The sequence below is a fragment of the Corynebacterium nasicanis genome, assembly GCF_042658165.1.
GTDB classification, from domain to species: domain Bacteria; phylum Actinomycetota; class Actinomycetes; order Mycobacteriales; family Mycobacteriaceae; genus Corynebacterium; species Corynebacterium nasicanis.
Genome location: NZ_JBHSQE010000001.1, coordinates 1 through 18,599, shown reverse-complemented (window position 1 = coordinate 18,599; position 18,599 = coordinate 1). Strand labels below are relative to the sequence as shown.

The following is an 18,599-nucleotide window of genomic DNA, read 5'->3' as shown; positions in this document are numbered from 1 at the left end:
GAAACGGTGAGTTTTTCGGCGGGGTAGACTCCTCCGGAGAACAAGACTCACTTCCCACCTCATGCTTACTCCTGGAAGGACGTAGAACGAACGTGCTGCGCACTCACCTCGCGGGCGATCTCCGCAAAGAAACCGCTGGCCAGACCGTGACCCTGACGGGCTGGGTGGCCCGTCGTCGCGATCATGGCGGCGTCATCTTCATCGACCTGCGCGACCGCTCGGGCCTGGCCCAGGTGGTCTTCCGCGAGTCGGATGTCGCCGAGCGCGCCCACGACCTGCGTTCCGAGTACTGCATCCAGGTCACCGGCATCGTCGAGCCGCGCCCGGAAGGCTCCGAGAACCCCAACCTCGCCTCCGGTGAGATCGAGCTCAACGTCACGGAGCTGAGCGTCCTCAACAAGGCGGCGGCCCTGCCCTTCCAGATCGACGACTCCTCCCAGGGCGGAGAGGTCGGCGAGGAGGCCCGCCTCAAGTACCGCTACCTCGACCTGCGCCGCGAGCGCCAGGCCGAGGCCCTGCGTCTGCGTTCGCGCGCGAACCAGGCGGCCCGCCGCGTGCTGGACAACCATGACTTCACGGAGATCGAGACCCCGACGCTCACCCGCTCCACCCCGGAGGGCGCGCGCGACTTCCTCGTGCCGGCCCGCCTCAAGCCGGGTTCCTTCTATGCCCTGCCGCAGTCCCCGCAGCTGTTCAAGCAGCTGCTCATGGTCGCCGGCATGGAGCGCTACTACCAGATCGCCCGCTGCTACCGCGACGAGGATTTCCGCGCGGACCGCCAGCCGGAGTTCACGCAGCTCGACGTCGAGATGAGCTTCGTCGACCAGGATGACGTCATCGCCCTGGCGGAGGAGATCCTCGTCGAGCTGTGGAAGCTCATCGGCTACGACGTGCCCACCCCGCTGCCGCGGATCACCTACGCCGAGGCCATGCGTCGCTTCGGTTCCGACAAGCCGGACCTGCGCTTCGACATCGAGATCACGGAGTGCACCGAGTTCTTCGCGGACACCACCTTCCGCGTGTTCAAGAGCGACTACGTCGGCGCCGTCGTCATGGCGGGCGGGGCCTCGCAGCCGCGCCGCCAGCTCGACGGCTGGCAGGAGTGGGCGAAGCAGCGCGGCGCCAAGGGCCTGGCCTACATCCTCGTCGGCGAGGACGGCGAGCTCGGCGGCCCGGTGGCCAAGAACATCACCGACGCCGAGCGGGCCGGCATCGCCGCCCACGTCGGCGCGCAGCCGGGCGACGCCATCTTCTTCGCCGCTGGAGAAACCAAGTCCTCCCGCGCCCTGCTCGGGGCCGCCCGCGGCGAGATCGCCCGCAAGCTGGGCCTCATCAAGGAGGGCGACTGGGCCTTCACCTGGGTCGTCGACGCCCCGCTCTTCGAGCCTGCGGCCGAGGCCACCGCCTCCGGCGACGTCGCCCTGGGTTCTTCCGCCTGGACCGCCGTCCACCACGCCTTCACCTCCCCGAAGCCGGAGTGGAAGGACACCTTCGACACCAGCCCGGGTGAGGCCACCGCCTACGCCTACGACATCGTCTGCAACGGCAACGAGATCGGCGGCGGGTCGATCCGTATCCACGAGCGCGACGTCCAGGAGCGCGTGTTCAACGTCATGGGCATCGCCCCGGAGGAGGCGCAGGAGAAGTTCGGCTTCCTCCTCGACGCCTTCGCCTTCGGCGCCCCGCCGCACGGTGGCATCGCCTTCGGCTGGGACCGCATCGTCTCCCTGCTCGGTGGCTTCGACTCCATCCGCGACGTCATCGCGTTCCCCAAGTCCGGCGGCGGCGTCGATCCGCTCACCGAGGCACCGGCCCCCATCACCGCGCAGCAGCGCAAGGAGACGGGTATCGACGCCAAGCCGGCCCCGACCCAGGAGCAGAAGGCCTAAGTAATGCTCAACCACGCCGACATCGTCGACATCGCCGAGGATCTGCTGTCCAAGCGCTTCGGGGGGAGCCAGCAGCTCTCCGAGGTCACCCAACTGGGCGGATCCGGGAGCGCCGTGGTGCTCCGCGCGCGTGTCGCGTCGTCGCCGTTCCTGCAGCAGCGTTCCGTGATCCTCAAGTTCGTCCCGGAGACCGGCGACGCGCTCGACGATGCGGCCCTGGTCCGGGAGATCGTGGCCTACCAGTTCACCACCTCCCTCTCGGAGGAGGTGCGCCCCGGGCCGGTGCTGCTGGCCCATGACGTGGCGCAGCGCATCATCGTGCTCACAGATTCCGGGGACGGCGACACCTTCGCCGACCTGCTCGAGCTGCAGGACCCGGAACGGCGGGTGTCCATCCTGCGCAACCTCGGCTCGGCGCTGGGGCGGATGCACGCCGGCACGGCGGAGCGGGAGCAGGACTTCAACATCCTCTTCTCCCGGATGCTGCGCCAGCACCCGGAGTCGGGGGAGATCCAGGAGCTGCGTGAGGCCTCCCTCAGCCAGTCCATCCAGCTGGGCGAGGAGCTCCTGCGCAACGCCGGGATCGAGATCCCGGACCTGGTGAGCGAGTTCGCCGCCGACGGCCGCCACCGTCTGCTCTCCGCCCACCACCGGGCGTTCACGCCCTTTGATCTCTCGCCGGACAACATCATCGTGGCGGAGAAGACCCACTTCCTCGACTACGAGTGGGCGGGTTTCCGCGACGTGTCCTTCGACCTGGCCTGCGTCATCGCCGGGTTCCCGCAGTTCCTGTTCAGCCACCCGATCACCGACGATGAGGCGGATGTCTTCATCGAGGCGTGGTCGCATGAGGTGAACACCTTGTGGCCGAATGTGCGTAATGAGGCTCATCTGCATTCGCGGATCATGGCGGCCCTGTTGGGCTGGGCGCTGTCGTCCATCGCGCTGCTGCACTTCGGTTCGATGTCGGCTGCTGTGTCCGTCCTGCATGAATCGGGTGATGATCCGGTCGATCCGGCCACCATGGCCGGGGTGGCGGATCTGCTGCGCCCCTCCTCCCACGGGCCCTTCACGCCCGAGGAGATCGTCGTGCGCCGCGACATCTTCGAGACCTTCGAGGCCCTCGCCCGCTACGCCGCGCGGGGCGTCGACCCCTCCTACGGGGTCATCGCCGCGTTCAGCCAGGGCATCGCGGATCGGGTGGCGGAACCGGGCCTGCGCTAATGGCCCAGGACGCGCTGTTCGACGACGGCCCCGTCGACGATTCCCACGGGTCCGACTTCTTCCACGCCGGCCAGCACGCCCCCCTGGCGGCGCGGATGCGCCCGCGCACCCTCGACGAGGTGGCCGGGCAGGAGCACCTCCTCGGCCCCGGGCGGCCGCTGCGCCGACTCGTCGAGGGCTCGGGGGAGGCCTCGGTCATCCTCTACGGTCCGCCGGGGACGGGCAAGACGACCATCGCCTCGCTCATCTCCGCCGCGACGGAGCAGAACTTCGTCGGCCTCTCGGCGCTCAACTCGGGCGTCAAGCAGGTCCGGGAGGTCATCGACCGCGCCCGCCGCGACCTCATCCACGGCCAGCGCACCGTGCTGTTCATCGACGAGGTCCACCGTTTCTCCAAGACGCAGCAGGACGCCCTGCTCGCGGCCGTCGAGAACCGCACCGTGCTGCTCGTCGCCGCCACCACGGAAAACCCCTCCTTCTCCGTCGTCGCGCCGCTGCTCTCCCGCTCGCTGCTCCTCCAGCTCCAGCCGCTGGACGACGCCGCCGTCCGCGACGTCCTCACCCGTGCGCTTCTCGACGAGCGCGGCCTCGCCGGCCGCGTGCTTATCGACGACGACGCCCTCGAGCAGCTCGTCCTCCTGGCCGGCGGCGACGCCCGGCGGGCCCTGACCTACCTGGAGGCGGCGGCGGAGGCGGTGGCCGACGGGGCGTCGATAAGCATCGAGGTCATCCGTGACAACGTCCACCGGGCGGTGGTGCGCTACGACCGTGACGGCGATCAGCATTACGACGTGGTGAGCGCGTTCATCAAGTCGATCCGCGGCTCGGATGTCGACGCCGCGCTGCACTACCTGGCGCGCATGATCGAGGCGGGGGAGGACCCGCGGTTCATCGCCCGTCGCCTGGTCATCGCGGCAAGCGAGGAGATCGCCATGGCCGACCCCACCGCCTTGCAGACTGCCGTCGCGGCGGCGCAGGCGGTGGCCATGATCGGCATGCCGGAGGCCCGGCTCACCCTGGCCCAGGCGACGGTGCACCTGGCGACCGCCCCGAAATCCAACGCGGTGTACGAGGCGATCAACGCCGCGCAGGCCGACATCCGGGCGGGCAGGATCGGGCACGTGCCACCGCACCTGCGCGACGGTCATTACGAGGGCGCGAAGAAGCTCGGCCACGCCGTCGGCTATCTCTATCCGCACGATGATGCCCGTGGGGTGGTGGCGCAGCAGTACCTGCCGGATGAGCTGGCCGACGCCGAGTACTACCGGCCGAAAGAGGCGGGCGCGGAAAAGCGTATCGCTGAATACATCGGACGGCTGCGGAGGATTGTGCGGGGGAAATAGGAAACCTCGTTTCCGACTATCGTGAATTCTCAGCCCACTAGATGGGTCATTGCTCAACAGTGACCATCCCGAATTCCCACGGTGGCCATGAGAACGTCTCCCGTGCCAACATCGAGGCGGTGGAGGGTGGACACAGTGCTCGGATCCCTCGCTCTGCGCAGCCAGTAGTTGTGGTCTAGTTTTGCGGCTATGAGCGTCTCCTTCCGTCTCCCCGTCATCTCCCCGGTCCTTGATTCGCAGGGCCTGTTCGGCCTCCTCCACGGACTGCCGATCAGGCCCGTCCTACCGGGGCAGGAGGAGCCGGGGCCCCTCGAGGGGCGGATCCTGCGGCTCGGATGGTCGGGTGACATGGGGCGGGGGATCGAGGTGACGGTGGAGGATGGTCACTATGACCTGCGGGTGTTCACCCCCTCCACACTGTCAGACTGGGCGACTGCCGCCCATGTGGCCTCCGCGCTGGCGCGGCACCAGGGGCAAAGCGTCGTGTTGCGGGAGGACGGCAACGCGGTGGCCCCCGATTTTTCGGACGTTGATGTGAGGGGAGACATTGCCTATGGGTTGGAGTCGGTGGGGCGGATCGTAGATAAGCACGAGAAGGTGGAGCTCCCCGGGGCGGTGCGCCAGGTGCAGGTCACGGCGGCCGATGTCGCGGGCTGGGGCGGGGATCCGGAGGAATTCAGCCGCTGGTTCGCCACCACGCAGGATGAGGATCTCTTTGACCCGACGCCCATGTTCGCGCAGTTCACGCCCGGTGAGTCCACGGGTGTCATCGTGCTGTCCGCGGGAGTGGAGACGGTGTTCCCCGTGGAGGAGCCGACGTCGCCCGACTACCCGGATGTCGCGGAATGGATGGTGCTTCTCTATGCCGGGGACGAGCGGGAGGCAGGGCGCGCGAGCGTGGCGCACGTGGTCTCCCATCTCCAGCCGGACAAGTTCCGGGTCCTGCATGCGGGCGCGATTGTCATCCGCCCGCTGAGTATGGCGGAGTTGGAGGCGCTCAGCCAGGGGCCCTCCGGAATCTGAGGGGGCAAGGGGGTAGAGTAGGACGCTGTCATAAAGCTGCCCTAGGAAAGGACACCCCGCGTGCAGACCCATGAGATCCGGGAGCGTTTCACCCAGCACTTCGTCGACGCCGGCCACGAGGCCGTGCCGAGCGCGTCGCTGATTCTCGAGGACCCGGACCTGCTCTTCGTCAACGCGGGCATGGTGCCCTTCAAGCCCTACTTCCTGGGGGAGCAGAACCCGCCGTTCCCCAACGGCACCGCCACCTCGATCCAGAAGTGCGTGCGCACCCTCGACATCGAGGAGGTGGGCATCACCACCCGCCACAACACCTTCTTCCAGATGGCCGGCAACTTCTCCTTCGGCCAGTACTTCAAGGAAGGTGCCATCAAGCACGCCTGGGCGCTGCTGACCAACCCCGTGAGTGAGGGCGGCTACGGCCTCGACCCGGAGCGCCTGTGGGTGACCGTCTACCTCGACGACGATGAGGCCGCCGGCATCTGGGAGAACGTCATCGGCGTGCCCGCCGAGCGCATCCAGCGCCTGGGCATGGCCGACAACTACTGGTCCATGGGCGTGCCCGGGCCCTGTGGCCCCTGCTCCGAGATCTACTTCGACCGCGGCCCCGAGCACGGCGCCGAGGGCGGCCCGGCCGTCGACGACACCCGCTACCTGGAGATCTGGAACCTCGTCTTCATGGAGAAGGAGCGCGGCCAGGGCACCGGCAAGGACTCCTTCGAGATCCTCGGCGACCTGCCGAAGAAGAACATCGACACCGGCATGGGCGTCGAGCGCGTGGCCTGCCTCCTGCAGGGCGTGGACAACGTCTACGAGACCGACCTGCTGCGCCCCGTCATCGACGCCGCCGAGGAGATCACCGGCGCGACGTACGCGGGCGACGGGATCGACGCCATCCGCTTCCGCGTCATCGCCGACCACTCCCGCACCGGCATGATGCTCATCCTCGACGGCGTCACCCCCTCCAACGAGGGCCGCGGCTACATCCTGCGCCGCCTGCTGCGCCGTATCATCCGCTCCGCCCGCCTCCTCGGCGCCACCGGCGAGACGCTCGAGCGTTTCATGAACGTCATCATGGACACGATGACCCCCTCCTACCCGGAGATCGCCGAGAACCGCGAGCGCATCGTCCGCACCGCCGTGACGGAGGAGCGCGCGTTCCTCAAGACCCTCGAGTCCGGCACCCACCGTTTCGACGAGGCCGCCGCGACCATCAAGGAGCAGGGCATCACCCAGTTCTCCGGCGAGGACGCCTTCACCCTCCACGACACCTACGGTTTCCCCATCGACCTCACCCTCGAGATGGCCGCCGAGGCCGGCCTCGAGGTCGACGTCGCCGGTTTCGAGGCCGCCATGAGCGAGCAGCGGGCCCGCGCCAAGGCCGACAACCTGGCCAAGAAGCACGGCCACGCCGACGTCTCCGTCTACCGCGAGTGGGTCGACAACAACCCCACCGAGTTCGTCGGATTCTCCGAGCTCACCGCCGACGCCAAGGTCCTCGGCCTTGTCATCGACGGTCAGTCCGTCACCCACGCCACCGAGGGCGACGACGTCGAGGTCATTCTCGACGTCTCGCCGCTCTACGCCGAGTCCGGCGGCCAGACCGCCGACCGCGGCCGCCTCGTCGCCGAGGGCACGATCCTCGAGGTGACGGACGTGCAGAAGATCGGCAAGCGACTGTGGATCCACAAGGCGAAGGTCACCGCCGGCGGCATCGACCTCGGCCAGTCCGTGCGCGCCGAGGTCGACGAGGCCTGGCGCCACGGCGCCCGCCAGGCCCACACCGGCACCCACCTCATCCACGCCGCGCTGCGCGAGGTGCTCGGCCCCACCGCCGTCCAGGCCGGTTCCCTCAACCGCCCCGGCTACCTGCGCTTCGACTTCAACTACACCGAGCAGCTCACGCCCGAGCAGCTGGCGGAGATCTCCACCATCACCAACCAGGCCGTCGACGCCGACTTCGCCGTCAACACCATCGAGACCACCCTCGACGAGGCCAAGAAGATGGGCGCCATGGCCCTGTTCGGCGAGAACTACGGCACCGACGTCCGCGTCGTCGAGATCGGCGGCCCCTTCTCCGTTGAGCTGTGCGGTGGTACCCACACCGAGCACACCTCGCAGATCGGCCCCGTCGCCGTGCTCGGCGAGTCCTCCGTCGGCTCCGGCGCCCGCCGCATCGAGGCCTACTCCGGCCTCGACTCCTTCCGCCACCTGTCGAAGGAGGCCGCCCTCGCCTCCGGGCTGGCCGCCTCGCTGAAGGCCCCGAGCGAGGAGCTGCCCGAGCGCATCGCCTCCCTCACCGAGAAGCTCAAGGCCGCCGAGAAGGAGATCGCCCAGCTGCGCCGCCAGCAGCTGGCCTCCCGGACCGGGGAGCTGCTCGAGCAGGCGGCGGAGGCCAGCAAGTTCACCGTCCTCACCCACCGCCTGCCCGACGGCGTCAGCGGCGGAGACCTGCGCACCATCGCCACCGACCTGCGCGGCCGCCTGGCCGGGCGCCCGGGTGTCGTGGTCCTCGCCTCCGCGGACGGCGACAAGCTGCCCTTCATCGTCGGCGCCACCCAGGAGGCCATCGAGCTGGGCGCCAAGTCCGGCGACCTGGTCAAGCTGCTGTCCGGCTACGTCGACGGGCGCGGCGGCGGCAAGCCGGACATGGCCCAGGGTTCCGGTGCCAACGCCGCGGGCCTCGACGCCGGATTCCACGCCGTGCGCGAGGAGCTCGCCGGACTCTAGAGGAGTGCCGAAGTGAAATGCTCGTTTCTGGCGAATTGAAGGATTCAATTCGCCAGAAACGAGCATTGTCGTCGGGGACGATGGGGCGTCGATAAGCGAGGTTCTCAGGGTAGTGAAGACACGCCGGGGTCGGTGCTGTGACAACGTTGTGATCGCGGATACCTTTAAGGCGCACCACTGACATCTTCCTGAGAAAGGTCCACAGCAGCCCATGAAGGTCACCCCGGACACCCCCGGTGCGGACGATCCCGGACAGGGACGCCGCATCGGACTCGACGTCGGCACCGTCCGTATCGGCGTCGCCGTGTCCGACCGGAACGCCACGCTGGCGACCCCGGTGGAGACCGTCGCCCGCGAGACCGGTTTCAAGGACCGCGACAAAGACGACATCGACCGGCTGCTGGAGATCATCGACGAGTACGACGCCGTCGAAATCGTCGTCGGACTGCCGCGCACCCTGCAGGGGCACGGCTCGACGAGCGTGAAGCACGCCAAGGAGATCGCCTTCCGCCTCCACCGGCGGCTGAGCAACGCGGGCCGCACCATTCCCGTGCGGATGGCCGATGAGCGGCTGACCACGGTCGCCGCCACCGCCGCGCTCCGCGCCTCCGGCGTGAGCGAGAAGGCCGGCCGTCGGATCATCGATCAGGCCGCCGCAGTGGAGATCCTCCAGTCCTGGCTCGACGCACGGGCCGCCTACACACAGGAGCACCCATGACCACATCCTCCCCGCAGCGCGGCCCCGGGGGCCGTCGAATGGATCAGAAGTTCGTCAAGCGGCGGCAACGCGGCCTGGCGGTCCTGGTGGCCTCGTTGATCCTGCTCATCGGCGCCGTCATCTACATCGGCGTCCAGATTTCCGGCGGAGGCGGCGACACCGTGGCAGACCGTGATTTCCAGGGCAGCGGCAATGGAGTGCACCAGCTGGTGGAGATCCCCGAGGGTTCCTCCGTGTCGCAGCTGGGGCCGGAGCTGGAGGAGAAGGGAATCGTCAAGACGGACGGCGCCTTCCAGACCGCGGCCGCCAACAACCCCGACGCCGCGAACATTCAGCCGGGCTTCTACCGCCTGCAGGGTGAGATGTCCGCGGCCGCGGCGGTGCAGGCCCTCATCGACCCGGCCAACCGCGTCGAGCTCCTCGACATCCACGGCGGGGCCACGCTTCTCGACGTCAACGTCGTCGGCGGACACTCCCGCCCCGGCATCTACACGCAGATCTCCAACGTGACCTGCACCGAGGGCTCCACCAACTGCGTCGCCGCAGCTGACCTGCAGCGCGTGGGGGCGACCGCCGACCTGGCGACGCTCGGCGTGCCCGAGTGGGCCCGCGAGGCCGTCGCCGCCCGCGGCGAGGACCCGAAGCGCCTCGAGGGGCTCATCGTCCCCGGCCAGTACGTGGTCAACCCCGAGATGGACGCGCAGGAGATCCTCACCGACCTGCTCACCCGCTCCGCGCAGCAGTTCAACGACACCGGCATCGTCGACCGCGCCCGCGCCCTCGACCTGAGCCCCTACGAGCTGCTCACCGCCGCCTCGCTGGTCGAGCGCGAGGCGCCGGCCGGGGACTTCGACAAGGTCGCCCGGGTCATCCTCAACCGCCTCGAGGAGCCGATGCGCCTCGAGTTCGACTCCACCGTCAACTACGGGCTGGAGGACGTCGAGGTCGCCACCACCGACGAGGACCGCGCCGCCGTCACTCCGTGGAACACCTACGCCAAGGACGGCCTGCCGGAGACCCCCATCGCGGCGGCCTCCATGGAGGCGATCACGGCGATGGAGAACCCGGCCGAGGGCAACTGGCTCTTCTTCGTCACTGTCGACCGGGACGGCACGACCGTGTTCAACGACACCTTCGAGGAGCACCTCGCCGACGTACAGCAGGCCCTCGAATCCGGCGTCCTGGACACCAACCGATGACCTACCCGCTGGAGGTCAGCGACATCCGCCACCGCGCGGCGGTGCTCGGTTCGCCCATCGAGCACTCCCGCTCGCCGATCCTGCACAACGCCGGCTACGAGGACCTCGGCATGGCCGACTGGGACTACACCCGCCTCGAGTGCACGGCGGAGGATCTGCCCGGCATCGTCGGCGGGGCGGACGAGTCCTACCGTGGTTTCTCGGTGACCATGCCCGCCAAGTTCGCGGCCCTGGAGTTCGCCACCGAGGTCACCGAGCGCGCCCGCCAGATCGGCTCGGCCAACACCCTCGTGCGCATCGAGGGCGGCTGGCGCGCCGACAACACCGACTGCGACGGCATCACCGGGGCTCTCGGCGAGCTGCTGGGGGAGCGCCTGGGTGAGACCCGCCGGGCGCTGGTCATCGGAGGCGGCGGCACGGCGCGTCCCGCACTGTGGGCGCTGGCCAATGCCGGGGTCACCGACATCACCGTAATCAACCGCTCCGACCGCAGCGCAGAGCTGGCGCCCCTGCTCGAGCCCTTCGGCACGTCCTTCCGCTTCGCCGGTTTCGACTCCGACCTGCGGGCGGCCGCCCGGGACGCCGAGGTCATCGTGTCGACCGTGCCCTCCGCAGCCGTGGAGGGCCGGGAGCAGGAGCTGGCGCACGCGCCGATCCTCGACGTCATCTACGAGCCCTGGCCCACCCCGCTCACCGTGGCGGCCGCGGCGAACGGCTACCTCACCGTCGGCGGGCACATCATGCTGGCGCACCAGGCCTACGGCCAGTTCGAGCAGTTCACCGGACGCCCCGCCCCGCGGGCGGCCATGCGGCGGGCGCTGGAGGCCTCGCTGCACTAGGCTGCGGGCATGCTCGGGGGAGCCCTCATCGTGGTGGCCGCGTGGTGCGTGGCCGTCGTCGTGTGCGACGAACGCCACCGCCGTATCCCGGATCACCTCACCGTGCCCGCGCTGGTGGGAGCAGTGGCCGGGGCGTTGTGGTCGGCGCCCGCGGTGCTGTTGGGCGGGGTGGCCTGGGCACTGTTTCTCTTGTGCGGGCGCGGCATCGGGGGAGGGGACGTGAAGCTGGCGGTGCCGCTGGGGATCGTGGCGGCCGCCGCCGGCGGGGTGGGCGCGGTCGTGGCCGCAGTGTTCCTGGCGGCGCTGGTGACGGCCGTGCGCGCGTGGGGGCAGCGACGCGCCGTACCGCACGGGCCCTCGATGGTGGCGGGGACGCTCATCGCGGTGGTGGCCCTGTAGTAACCGTTCGTGTCGGGCGTGCGCGCCGCGGAGAAGTCCCAGGACCGGCGCTGCCCGATACGGGCTCACACGAACCGTTACTACCGGCCCTTCCCGTCCTTTGATCGCCGCAGGTGACGCACCCCGCGGCCCCCCATCCGGGAGTCATGAGCGGAGTGCATGCGTCCTCATGAGATACTGTCCGCATGCTTCGATGGACTACAGCGGGGGAATCCCACGGTCAGGCGCTGGTTGCGCTGGTTGAACACATGCCCGCCGGGGTTTCGGTGACCCGGGAGGAGATCTCTGCGCAGCTGGCGCGCCGCCGCCTCGGCTACGGCCGCGGTGCGCGCATGAAGTTCGAGGCCGATGAGCTCACCCTGCTCACCGGCATCCGCCACGGCAAGACCCTGGGCAGCCCGATCGCCATCATGATCGGCAACTCCGAGTGGCCGAAGTGGACGACCATCATGTCCGCCGACCCGGTCGACATGGAGGATCCGGAGATCGCCGCCGCCATGACCTCCGGTCGGGGATCCAAGCTCACCCGCCCGCGCCCCGGTCACGCCGATTTCGCCGGCATGATCAAGTACGACCACGAGGAGGCCCGCCCCATCCTCGAGCGTTCCTCCGCCCGCGAGACCGCGGCCCGTGTCGCCGCCGCCACCGTGGCGCGCAACTTCCTGCGCGAGACCCTCGGGGTCGAGGTCCTCAGCCACGTCATCTGCATCGGACGTTCGGAGTCCTACACCGGCCCGACCCCGACCTACGCGGACCTCGACGCCGTCGACGCCTCCCCGGTGCGCGCCTTCGACGAGGCTGCGGAGCAGTCGATGATCGCGGAGATCGACGCCGCGAAGAAGGCCGGCGACACGCTCGGCGGCATCGTCGAGGTCGTCGTCGAGGGCCTGCCCATCGGCCTGGGCTCCCATATCTCGGGTGAGGACCGCCTCGACGCGCAGCTCGCCGCCGCCCTCATGGGCATCCAGGCGATCAAGGGCGTCGAGGTCGGGGACGGCTTCGAGGAGGCCCGCCGCCGCGGCAGCGAGGCCCACGATGAAATGGTCCGCACCGCCGAGGGCATCGAGCGCCTGAGCAACCGCGCCGGTGGGCTCGAGGGGGGCATGACCAACGGGGAGACCCTGCGGGTGCGTGCCGCCATGAAGCCGATCTCCACCGTCCCGCGCGCCCTGCAGACCGTCGACATGGCGGACGGTTCCGCCGCGACCGGTATCCACCAACGTTCCGATGTCTGCGCCGTCCCCGCCGCCGGCGTGGTCGCCGAGGCCATGGTCGCCCTCGTGCTGGCGCGCGCCGTGCTGGAGAAGTTCGGCGGCGATTCGGTGGGCGAGACCCGCCGCAACATCGAGTCCTACCTGGAGTACGTCAACGGGCGACTCTCCTTCGGGGAGGACCTGTGACCGACGTGTGCCACACCAGCCCCAAGGTTGTGCTGGTCGGCCCGCCGGGAGCCGGAAAGTCCACCATCGGCCGCCGCCTGGCGCGCGCCCTGGCCCTCCCGCTGGTCGATTCGGACCAGCTCATCGAGGATGAGACCGGGCAGTCCTGCGGCGATGTCTTCAGTGCGCTCGGCGAGCCCGCCTTCCGGGTGCTGGAGGCCCGCCACGTGGCGGACGCCCTCGGTACCGGCGGGGTGGTCAGCCTCGGCGGGGGAGCGGTGATCACCGACACCACCCGCGAGCTGCTCAACCACCACTGCGTCGTGTGGATCGACGTCTCCCCCGAGGAGGGGGTGCGCCGCACCGCGCACGAGGCCACCCGCCCCGTTCTGGCGGCGGAGGATCCGGCGGCGCACTACCGCACCCTGCTGGAGACCCGCGCGCCGTTCTACCATGAGGTCGCGGACTTCCGGGTGCGCACCGACGGCCGCACCCCGCAGCAGTCCGTCGCCGACATCCTCGGCTTCCTCGACTCCCTCTAGAAGGATCACCAGATGACGATCATCGCAGTCAACGGACCCGCGCCCTACGAGGTCACCATCGACCACGACCTCGACGCCGCCGTCGCGGACGCCGCGGCCGCCACCGGGGCCGCCAAGGTCATGGTCATCCATCAGCCGACGCTGGTGGCGCCCGCCGAGCAGCTGGGCCGGGCCCTGGTGGAGCGCGGCCTGGAGGCCGTGCTCGTCGAGGTCCCCGACGCCGAGGACGGCAAGACCCTCGATGTCGCCGGGCAGCTGTGGGACCGCCTGGGGGAGGAGACCTTCGGGCGCCGCGACGTCGTCATCGGTCTGGGCGGCGGGGCGGTCACGGACCTGGCGGGTTATGTCGCCGCGGCGTGGATGCGCGGCATCAAGGTCATCCAGGTGCCCACGACGCTGTTGGCCATGGTCGATGCGGCCGTGGGCGGCAAGACGGGCATCAACACCGCGGCGGGCAAGAATCTCGTCGGCGCCTTCCACGAGCCGGCGGCTGTGTTCATCGACCTCGACCGCCTGGCCACCCTACCCATGGAGGAGCTCATCGCGGGTTCGGCGGAGATCATCAAGACCGGTTTCATCGCCGATCCCGTCATCCTCGAGCGTTACGAGTCCGACCCCGTGGCCTGCCTGCGCGCCGACGGCCACCTGCCCGAGCTCATCGCCCGTTCCGTGGCCGTCAAGGCGCGCGTCGTCGGCGAGGACCTCAAGGAGTCCGGCCTGCGCGAGATCCTCAACTACGGCCACACCTTCGGCCACGCCGTCGAGCTGCGCGAGAACTACCGCTGGCGCCACGGCCACGCCGTCGCCGTCGGCATGATGTTCATCGCCCATCTCTCCGCCGCCCGCGGGCTTATCGACGCCGAGCTCCTCACCCGCCACGGCCACATCCTGCGCTCCATCGGGCTGCCGACGAGCTACCCCGCGGGGCACTTCGAGGAGCTCTACGCCGCGATGACCCGGGACAAGAAGAACCGCGACGGCCACATCCGTTTCGTCGCGCTCACCGGCGTCGGGGAGACCACCCGTCTCGAGGGGCCGGGCGTGCCCGAGCTTGAGGCCGCCTACGCCGCGATTGCGGAGGGATAGGCGCGTGAAGATCCTCGTCCTCAACGGTCCCAACCTCAACCGCCTGGGCAAGCGGCAGCCGGAGGTCTACGGTGCGACGACGCTGGCGGACGTCGAGAAGGAGCTGGCCCAACGGGCCGCGGAGCTCGGCGTCGCGGTGGAGTGCCGGCAGTCCAACCACGAGGGTGAGCTCATCGACTGGGTCCACGAGGCGGCGGATGCGGGCTGGCCGGTGATCATCAACCCGGGCGGTTTCACGCACACCTCCGTCGCGCTGCGCGACGCCCTCGTGGAGGTGAGCGAGTTCATCGAGGTGCACATCTCCAACGTGCACGCCCGCGAGCCTTTCCGCGCGCACTCCTACCTGTCGCCGATTGCCCGCGGGGTCATCGCCGGGCTGGGCACGCAGGGCTACGTGCTGGCCATGGAGGCCCTCGTCAGCAGCTAGTGTGGTGGGGAAACTTCTCACGACGCTCACGCAGGAGGGCCACATGGCATACGCGGACACCCGATTCCTCACCCGACGGCGCGCACTCTCGGCACGACTCGCCGGGATGCGTATCGACGAAATGCTGGTGACCAACCTCAACCACGTGCGCTATCTCTCCGGCTTCTCCGGTTCGCAGGGTGCGTTGGTGCTGGCCAAGGACCTCACCGCGGAGATCTCCACCGACGGGCGCTACACCACCCAGATCGGGGAGGAGGTGCCGGACATCGAGGCGATCATCGAGCGCCCCTCCCCGCAGGCCCTGCTCAAGCGCATCGAGGGGCCGCGGCGGGTGGGTTTCGAGGCGGCCTACGTCTCCGTCGCCGACCTGGAGAAACTGCAGGCGGTGTGCCAGGAGGACGTCACGCTCGTGCCGGTCACCGGGCTCATCGAGGAGATCCGCCTGACCAAGGACAACACCGAGCGGTTGCGCCTCATCGAGGTGGCGGAGCTGGCCTCCCAGGCCTTCGACGAGCTCATCGCCGCCGGGGAGCTGGCGGTGGGTCGCTCCGAGAGGGACATCGCCGCCGACCTCGAGCACCGCATGCGCCGCCTGGGGGCGGAGCGCCCCTCCTTCGACACCATCGTCGCCTCGGGGCCGCACTCCGCCAAGCCGCACCACACGGCGGGCGACCGCATCCTGCGCCGCGGTGACCTGGTCATCCTCGACTTCGGGGCGCACTCCCGGGGCTTCAACTCCGACATGACCCGCACCGTGGTCATGGGGGAGGCCGATGATTTCTCCCGCGAGGTCTACGACATCGTCCTGCGCGCCCAGCTCGCCGGCATCGAGGCCGCGACCCCCGGCACGCGGCTTGTCGACGTCGACGCCGCCGCCCGGTCCGTCATCGAGGAGGCCGGCTACGGCGACTACTTCGTCCACTCCACCGGGCACGGCATCGGCCTGGAGGTCCATGAGGGACCGTGGGCCTCGCAGCACGGGGAGGGCACCCTGGCGGAGCACATGACGCTGACCATCGAGCCCGGCATCTACGTTCCGGGCCGGGGTGGGGTGCGCATCGAGGACACGGTGCTCATCACCCAGGGTCCGGCCCGCATCATCACCCCGGCGAGGAAGGAACTGCGGGTGGTGTAGGCTGATCACGTCAAAACAGCTGACTGTATAGGGAGACACTTCGTGGCATCCACCGCCGATTTCAAGAACGGCCTTGTGCTCAAGGTCGATGGCAAGCTCCAGCAGATCGTGGAGTTCCAGCACGTGAAGCCGGGCAAGGGCCCCGCCTTCGTGCGGACGAAGCTCAAGGACGTCGTCACCGGCAAGAACGTCGACAAGACGTGGAACGCCGGTGTCAAGGTCGAGACCGCCACGGTCGACCGCCGCGACATGACCTACCTGTACAACGACGGCACCTCCTACGTGGTCATGGACGACAAGAACTACGAGCAGGTCGAGCTCGACGCCGACAAGTTCGGCGACGCCGCCCAGTTCCTGCTGGAGAACATGCGCGTCCAGGTCTCCTTCCACGAGGGTGAGGCGCTCTTCGCCGAGCTGCCCATCTCCGTCGACCTGGAGATCACCCACACCGAGCCGGGCCTGCAGGGCGACCGCTCCACCGGCGGCACCAAGCCGGCCACCCTCGAGTCGGGCGCGGAGATCCAGGTGCCGCTGTTCCTGGAGACCGGCAACGTCGTCAAGGTGGACACCCGCACCGGCGAGTACCTCTCCCGCGTCAACAACTAGGGTCGGCGTTGACTGAGACTGAGAAGGAGCGGGACGGGCGTCGCCACGGCGCCCGTTACCGCGCGCGTCGCCGCGCCGTCGATATCCTCTTTGAGGCCGAGGCCCGCGACATCGACCCCGTCGCCATCGTGGAGGACCGCGTCGAACTGGCGCGTCTCGACGAAGAAGGGGTCGCCCCCGTCGCCAGCTACACCCGGGACATCGTCGCCGGTGCCGCCGAGCAGCTCGACACGGTCGACGAGACCATCGAGCGTTACCTCGCCGAGGACTGGGAGCTGAACCGCCTGCCCGCCGTCGACCGCGCCATCCTGCGCGTCGGCGTGTGGGAGATCCTCTTCAACCCCGAGGTCGACGGCGCGACCTCCGTCGTCGAGGGCGTGGAGCTGGCCAGCCAGTACGGTTCCGACGTCGCCGCGCCGTACATTCATGCGGTGCTCGACGATGTCGTCCAGGCGCAATCCGAGCTCAACCCCTTCGTCGAGCCGGTGTCCGACGCCGAGGCTGACCCGCAGTTCACCCCGGAGGAACCGGGTGTCGACGCGGAGCCGCGTCCCGCCTCCGCCGCGGATCCGGGCCCGGGCCCGACGCGCTCGCCGGATTCTCCGGGCGTGTAGTTTCACTACCATCGTGGGCATGGACAAGTTCACGATGGAAGAAGCCCGGTCCCACCGCGTCGGCCCCGATTTCTCGCTGGCTGACGTCGACCCCACCTCGACCCCCGGGTTCGAGTGGGACAAGGAGGCCTGGGAGCGCGAGTTCCACGAGCACGACGCGGAACTCGATGAGCTCCAGGAGAAGCTCTACGCCAACGGCCGCTCGAAGGTGCCCGGCACCGGCGCCGTGCTGCTGGTGCTCCAGGGCATGGACACCGCCGGCAAGGGTGGCGTCATCCGCCACGTCTTCAACGCCTTCGATCCGCAGGCCCTGAAGATCAAGGCCTTCGGGGCGCCGACCGCCGAGGAGCGTTCCCACGACTTCCTCTGGCGGGTGCGGCCGCATGAGCCCGCCGTCGGCCAGATCGCGGTGTTCGACCGCTCCCATTACGAGGACGTGCTCATCCAGCGCGTGCGCCACATGGCCCCGCCGGAGGAGATCGAGCGGCGTTACGACGCCATCGTCGAGTTCGAGCGCGAGATGGCCAGCCGCAACGTGCGCATCATCAAGGTGATGCTCCACATCTCCCAGGACTTCCAGAAGCAGAACCTCATCGAGCGCCTCGAGGACCCGGACAAGCACTGGAAGTACAACCCCGGCGACCTCGACGAGCGGGAACTGTGGGACGAGTACCAGGAGGCCTACGAGATCGCTATGAAGCGCACCTCCACCGACTTCGCCCCGTGGTACTGCATCCCCGGTGACCGCAAGAAGTACGCCCGCATGGCGGTGAAGTACCTCGTGCTCGACGCACTGCGCTCGCTCAACATGAGCTGGCCGCCCGCCAACTTCAACGTCGAGCTGGAGCTGGAGCGGGCGAAGAAGTCGTAGTTGGGCGGAAAGGAAGGCCGCGAAGCCCCCTTCCGAACGGGCAGGTTCAGGTGGTGGATGCAGCATTCCCTGATAGTAGTGGACATGGCATCCACACGATACAAGCGTGCTGACCAACAGACACGGGCTCGATGGAGAGAACACGCGGCTGCCAACGCATTACGTGTGCTGCCGGCTCGGGTAGCCGCAGAGGAACTGGATATCTGACAGCAGCGGGTCTCCGAGCTTGTCAGAGCAGCCGGAATCAAAGTCCCCCGCGACACCGGTGGCCTTGCTTACGTGTACCAGCATCGTCAGTGAATAGCCCAGGAATTGGCGCTGACCGGCATGAGCGCCCACGGAATTCCCGCTAAGTAGACGTCAGACATACCGGCTCTTCACGATTTGAAGTGCGTAGCTGACCACGGGGTGGGGTTCGGGGTGGCACAACATGTAGGGGTCCTGGCCGGTACAAGATGAGAGTTGCGAAGCTTCCATCTGACCGAACTAGGACCTTGCTGTGCAGCCTAGTGGCAACCTCGTCGCCGACACCATCTGCCGCACGGCAGAAATCGGCCTGACCATCACCGGTGCGGCTG

General features: G+C 68.9%; 17 protein-coding genes. All 17 read left to right on the top strand.

Translation table 11 applies throughout. The features are described 5' to 3' along the window. The first annotated feature begins 92 nt into the window (after positions 1 to 92). The 17 genes from aspS to ACFPUZ_RS00005 all read left to right on the top strand — a co-directional run bounded on the left by aspS (position 93) and on the right by ACFPUZ_RS00005 (position 18,021). A complete protein-coding gene (gene aspS / locus ACFPUZ_RS00085) occupies positions 93 to 1,889 on the top strand; it encodes an aspartate--tRNA ligase (protein ID WP_376998634.1) in 1,797 nt (598 codons plus the stop codon). A 3-nt stretch (positions 1,890 to 1,892) separates the two neighbouring features. Then, entirely contained in the window at positions 1,893 to 3,113 is a 1,221-nt protein-coding gene (locus tag ACFPUZ_RS00080; protein WP_376998632.1) for a phosphotransferase family protein, read from the top strand. Further along, positions 3,113 to 4,456, top strand: coding sequence for a replication-associated recombination protein A (locus ACFPUZ_RS00075; RefSeq protein WP_376998630.1), 1,344 nt, complete (start codon positions 3,113 to 3,115; stop codon positions 4,454 to 4,456). The genes ACFPUZ_RS00080 and ACFPUZ_RS00075 overlap by 1 nt, the downstream gene beginning before the upstream one ends. A gap of 189 nt (positions 4,457 to 4,645) precedes the next feature. Next, complete coding sequence (locus ACFPUZ_RS00070) at positions 4,646 to 5,479, top strand: DUF4299 family protein (protein ID WP_376998628.1); 834 nt, start codon at positions 4,646 to 4,648, stop codon at positions 5,477 to 5,479. Between the two features lie 60 nt (positions 5,480 to 5,539). Continuing rightward, a complete protein-coding gene (gene alaS, locus ACFPUZ_RS00065) occupies positions 5,540 to 8,206 on the top strand; it encodes an alanine--tRNA ligase (protein ID WP_376998626.1) in 2,667 nt (888 codons plus the stop codon). A 211-nt stretch (positions 8,207 to 8,417) separates the two neighbouring features. Continuing rightward, entirely contained in the window at positions 8,418 to 8,924 is a 507-nt protein-coding gene (ruvX, locus tag ACFPUZ_RS00060; protein WP_376998624.1) for a Holliday junction resolvase RuvX, read from the top strand. Further along, complete coding sequence (gene mltG, locus ACFPUZ_RS00055) at positions 8,921 to 10,123, top strand: endolytic transglycosylase MltG (protein ID WP_376998622.1); 1,203 nt, start codon at positions 8,921 to 8,923, stop codon at positions 10,121 to 10,123. Before ruvX ends, mltG begins: the two co-directional genes overlap by 4 nt. Then, positions 10,120 to 10,962 carry a shikimate dehydrogenase gene (locus ACFPUZ_RS00050; RefSeq protein WP_376998620.1) on the top strand — a complete coding sequence of 281 codons (843 nt, stop codon included), beginning with the start codon at positions 10,120 to 10,122 and terminating at the stop codon, positions 10,960 to 10,962. Before mltG ends, ACFPUZ_RS00050 begins: the two co-directional genes overlap by 4 nt. 9 nt (positions 10,963 to 10,971) lie before the next feature. Then, entirely contained in the window at positions 10,972 to 11,361 is a 390-nt protein-coding gene (locus tag ACFPUZ_RS00045) for a prepilin peptidase (RefSeq protein ID WP_376998618.1), read from the top strand. 185 nt (positions 11,362 to 11,546) lie between these two features. Beyond that, complete coding sequence (gene aroC, locus ACFPUZ_RS00040; RefSeq protein ID WP_376998617.1) at positions 11,547 to 12,761, top strand: chorismate synthase; 1,215 nt, start codon at positions 11,547 to 11,549, stop codon at positions 12,759 to 12,761. Beyond that, positions 12,758 to 13,282: a shikimate kinase gene (locus ACFPUZ_RS00035; protein ID WP_376998614.1), complete on the top strand. Its 525-nt coding sequence runs from the start codon at positions 12,758 to 12,760 to the stop codon at positions 13,280 to 13,282. Before aroC ends, ACFPUZ_RS00035 begins: the two co-directional genes overlap by 4 nt. Positions 13,283 to 13,294: 12 nt before the next feature. Then, positions 13,295 to 14,368 (top strand): 3-dehydroquinate synthase, encoded by a 1,074-nt coding sequence (gene aroB / locus ACFPUZ_RS00030; RefSeq protein ID WP_376998612.1) that lies wholly within the window; start codon positions 13,295 to 13,297, stop codon positions 14,366 to 14,368. A 4-nt stretch (positions 14,369 to 14,372) separates the two neighbouring features. After that, positions 14,373 to 14,795: a type II 3-dehydroquinate dehydratase gene (aroQ, locus tag ACFPUZ_RS00025; protein ID WP_376998610.1), complete on the top strand. Its 423-nt coding sequence runs from the start codon at positions 14,373 to 14,375 to the stop codon at positions 14,793 to 14,795. A 43-nt stretch (positions 14,796 to 14,838) separates the two neighbouring features. Then, positions 14,839 to 15,930: an aminopeptidase P family protein gene (locus ACFPUZ_RS00020; protein ID WP_376998608.1), complete on the top strand. Its 1,092-nt coding sequence runs from the start codon at positions 14,839 to 14,841 to the stop codon at positions 15,928 to 15,930. A gap of 42 nt (positions 15,931 to 15,972) precedes the next feature. After that, positions 15,973 to 16,536, top strand: a complete 564-nt coding sequence (gene efp / locus ACFPUZ_RS00015; protein ID WP_376998606.1) for an elongation factor P — start codon at positions 15,973 to 15,975, stop codon at positions 16,534 to 16,536. An 8-nt stretch (positions 16,537 to 16,544) separates the two neighbouring features. Further along, the gene (gene nusB, locus ACFPUZ_RS00010; RefSeq protein ID WP_376998604.1) at positions 16,545 to 17,150 is read left to right on the top strand and encodes a transcription antitermination factor NusB; all 606 of its coding nucleotides are present in this window, start codon (positions 16,545 to 16,547) and stop codon (positions 17,148 to 17,150) included. 19 nt (positions 17,151 to 17,169) lie between these two features. After that, entirely contained in the window at positions 17,170 to 18,021 is an 852-nt protein-coding gene (locus tag ACFPUZ_RS00005; RefSeq protein WP_376998602.1) for a PPK2 family polyphosphate kinase, read from the top strand. The last annotated feature ends 578 nt before the right edge of the window (positions 18,022 to 18,599 follow it).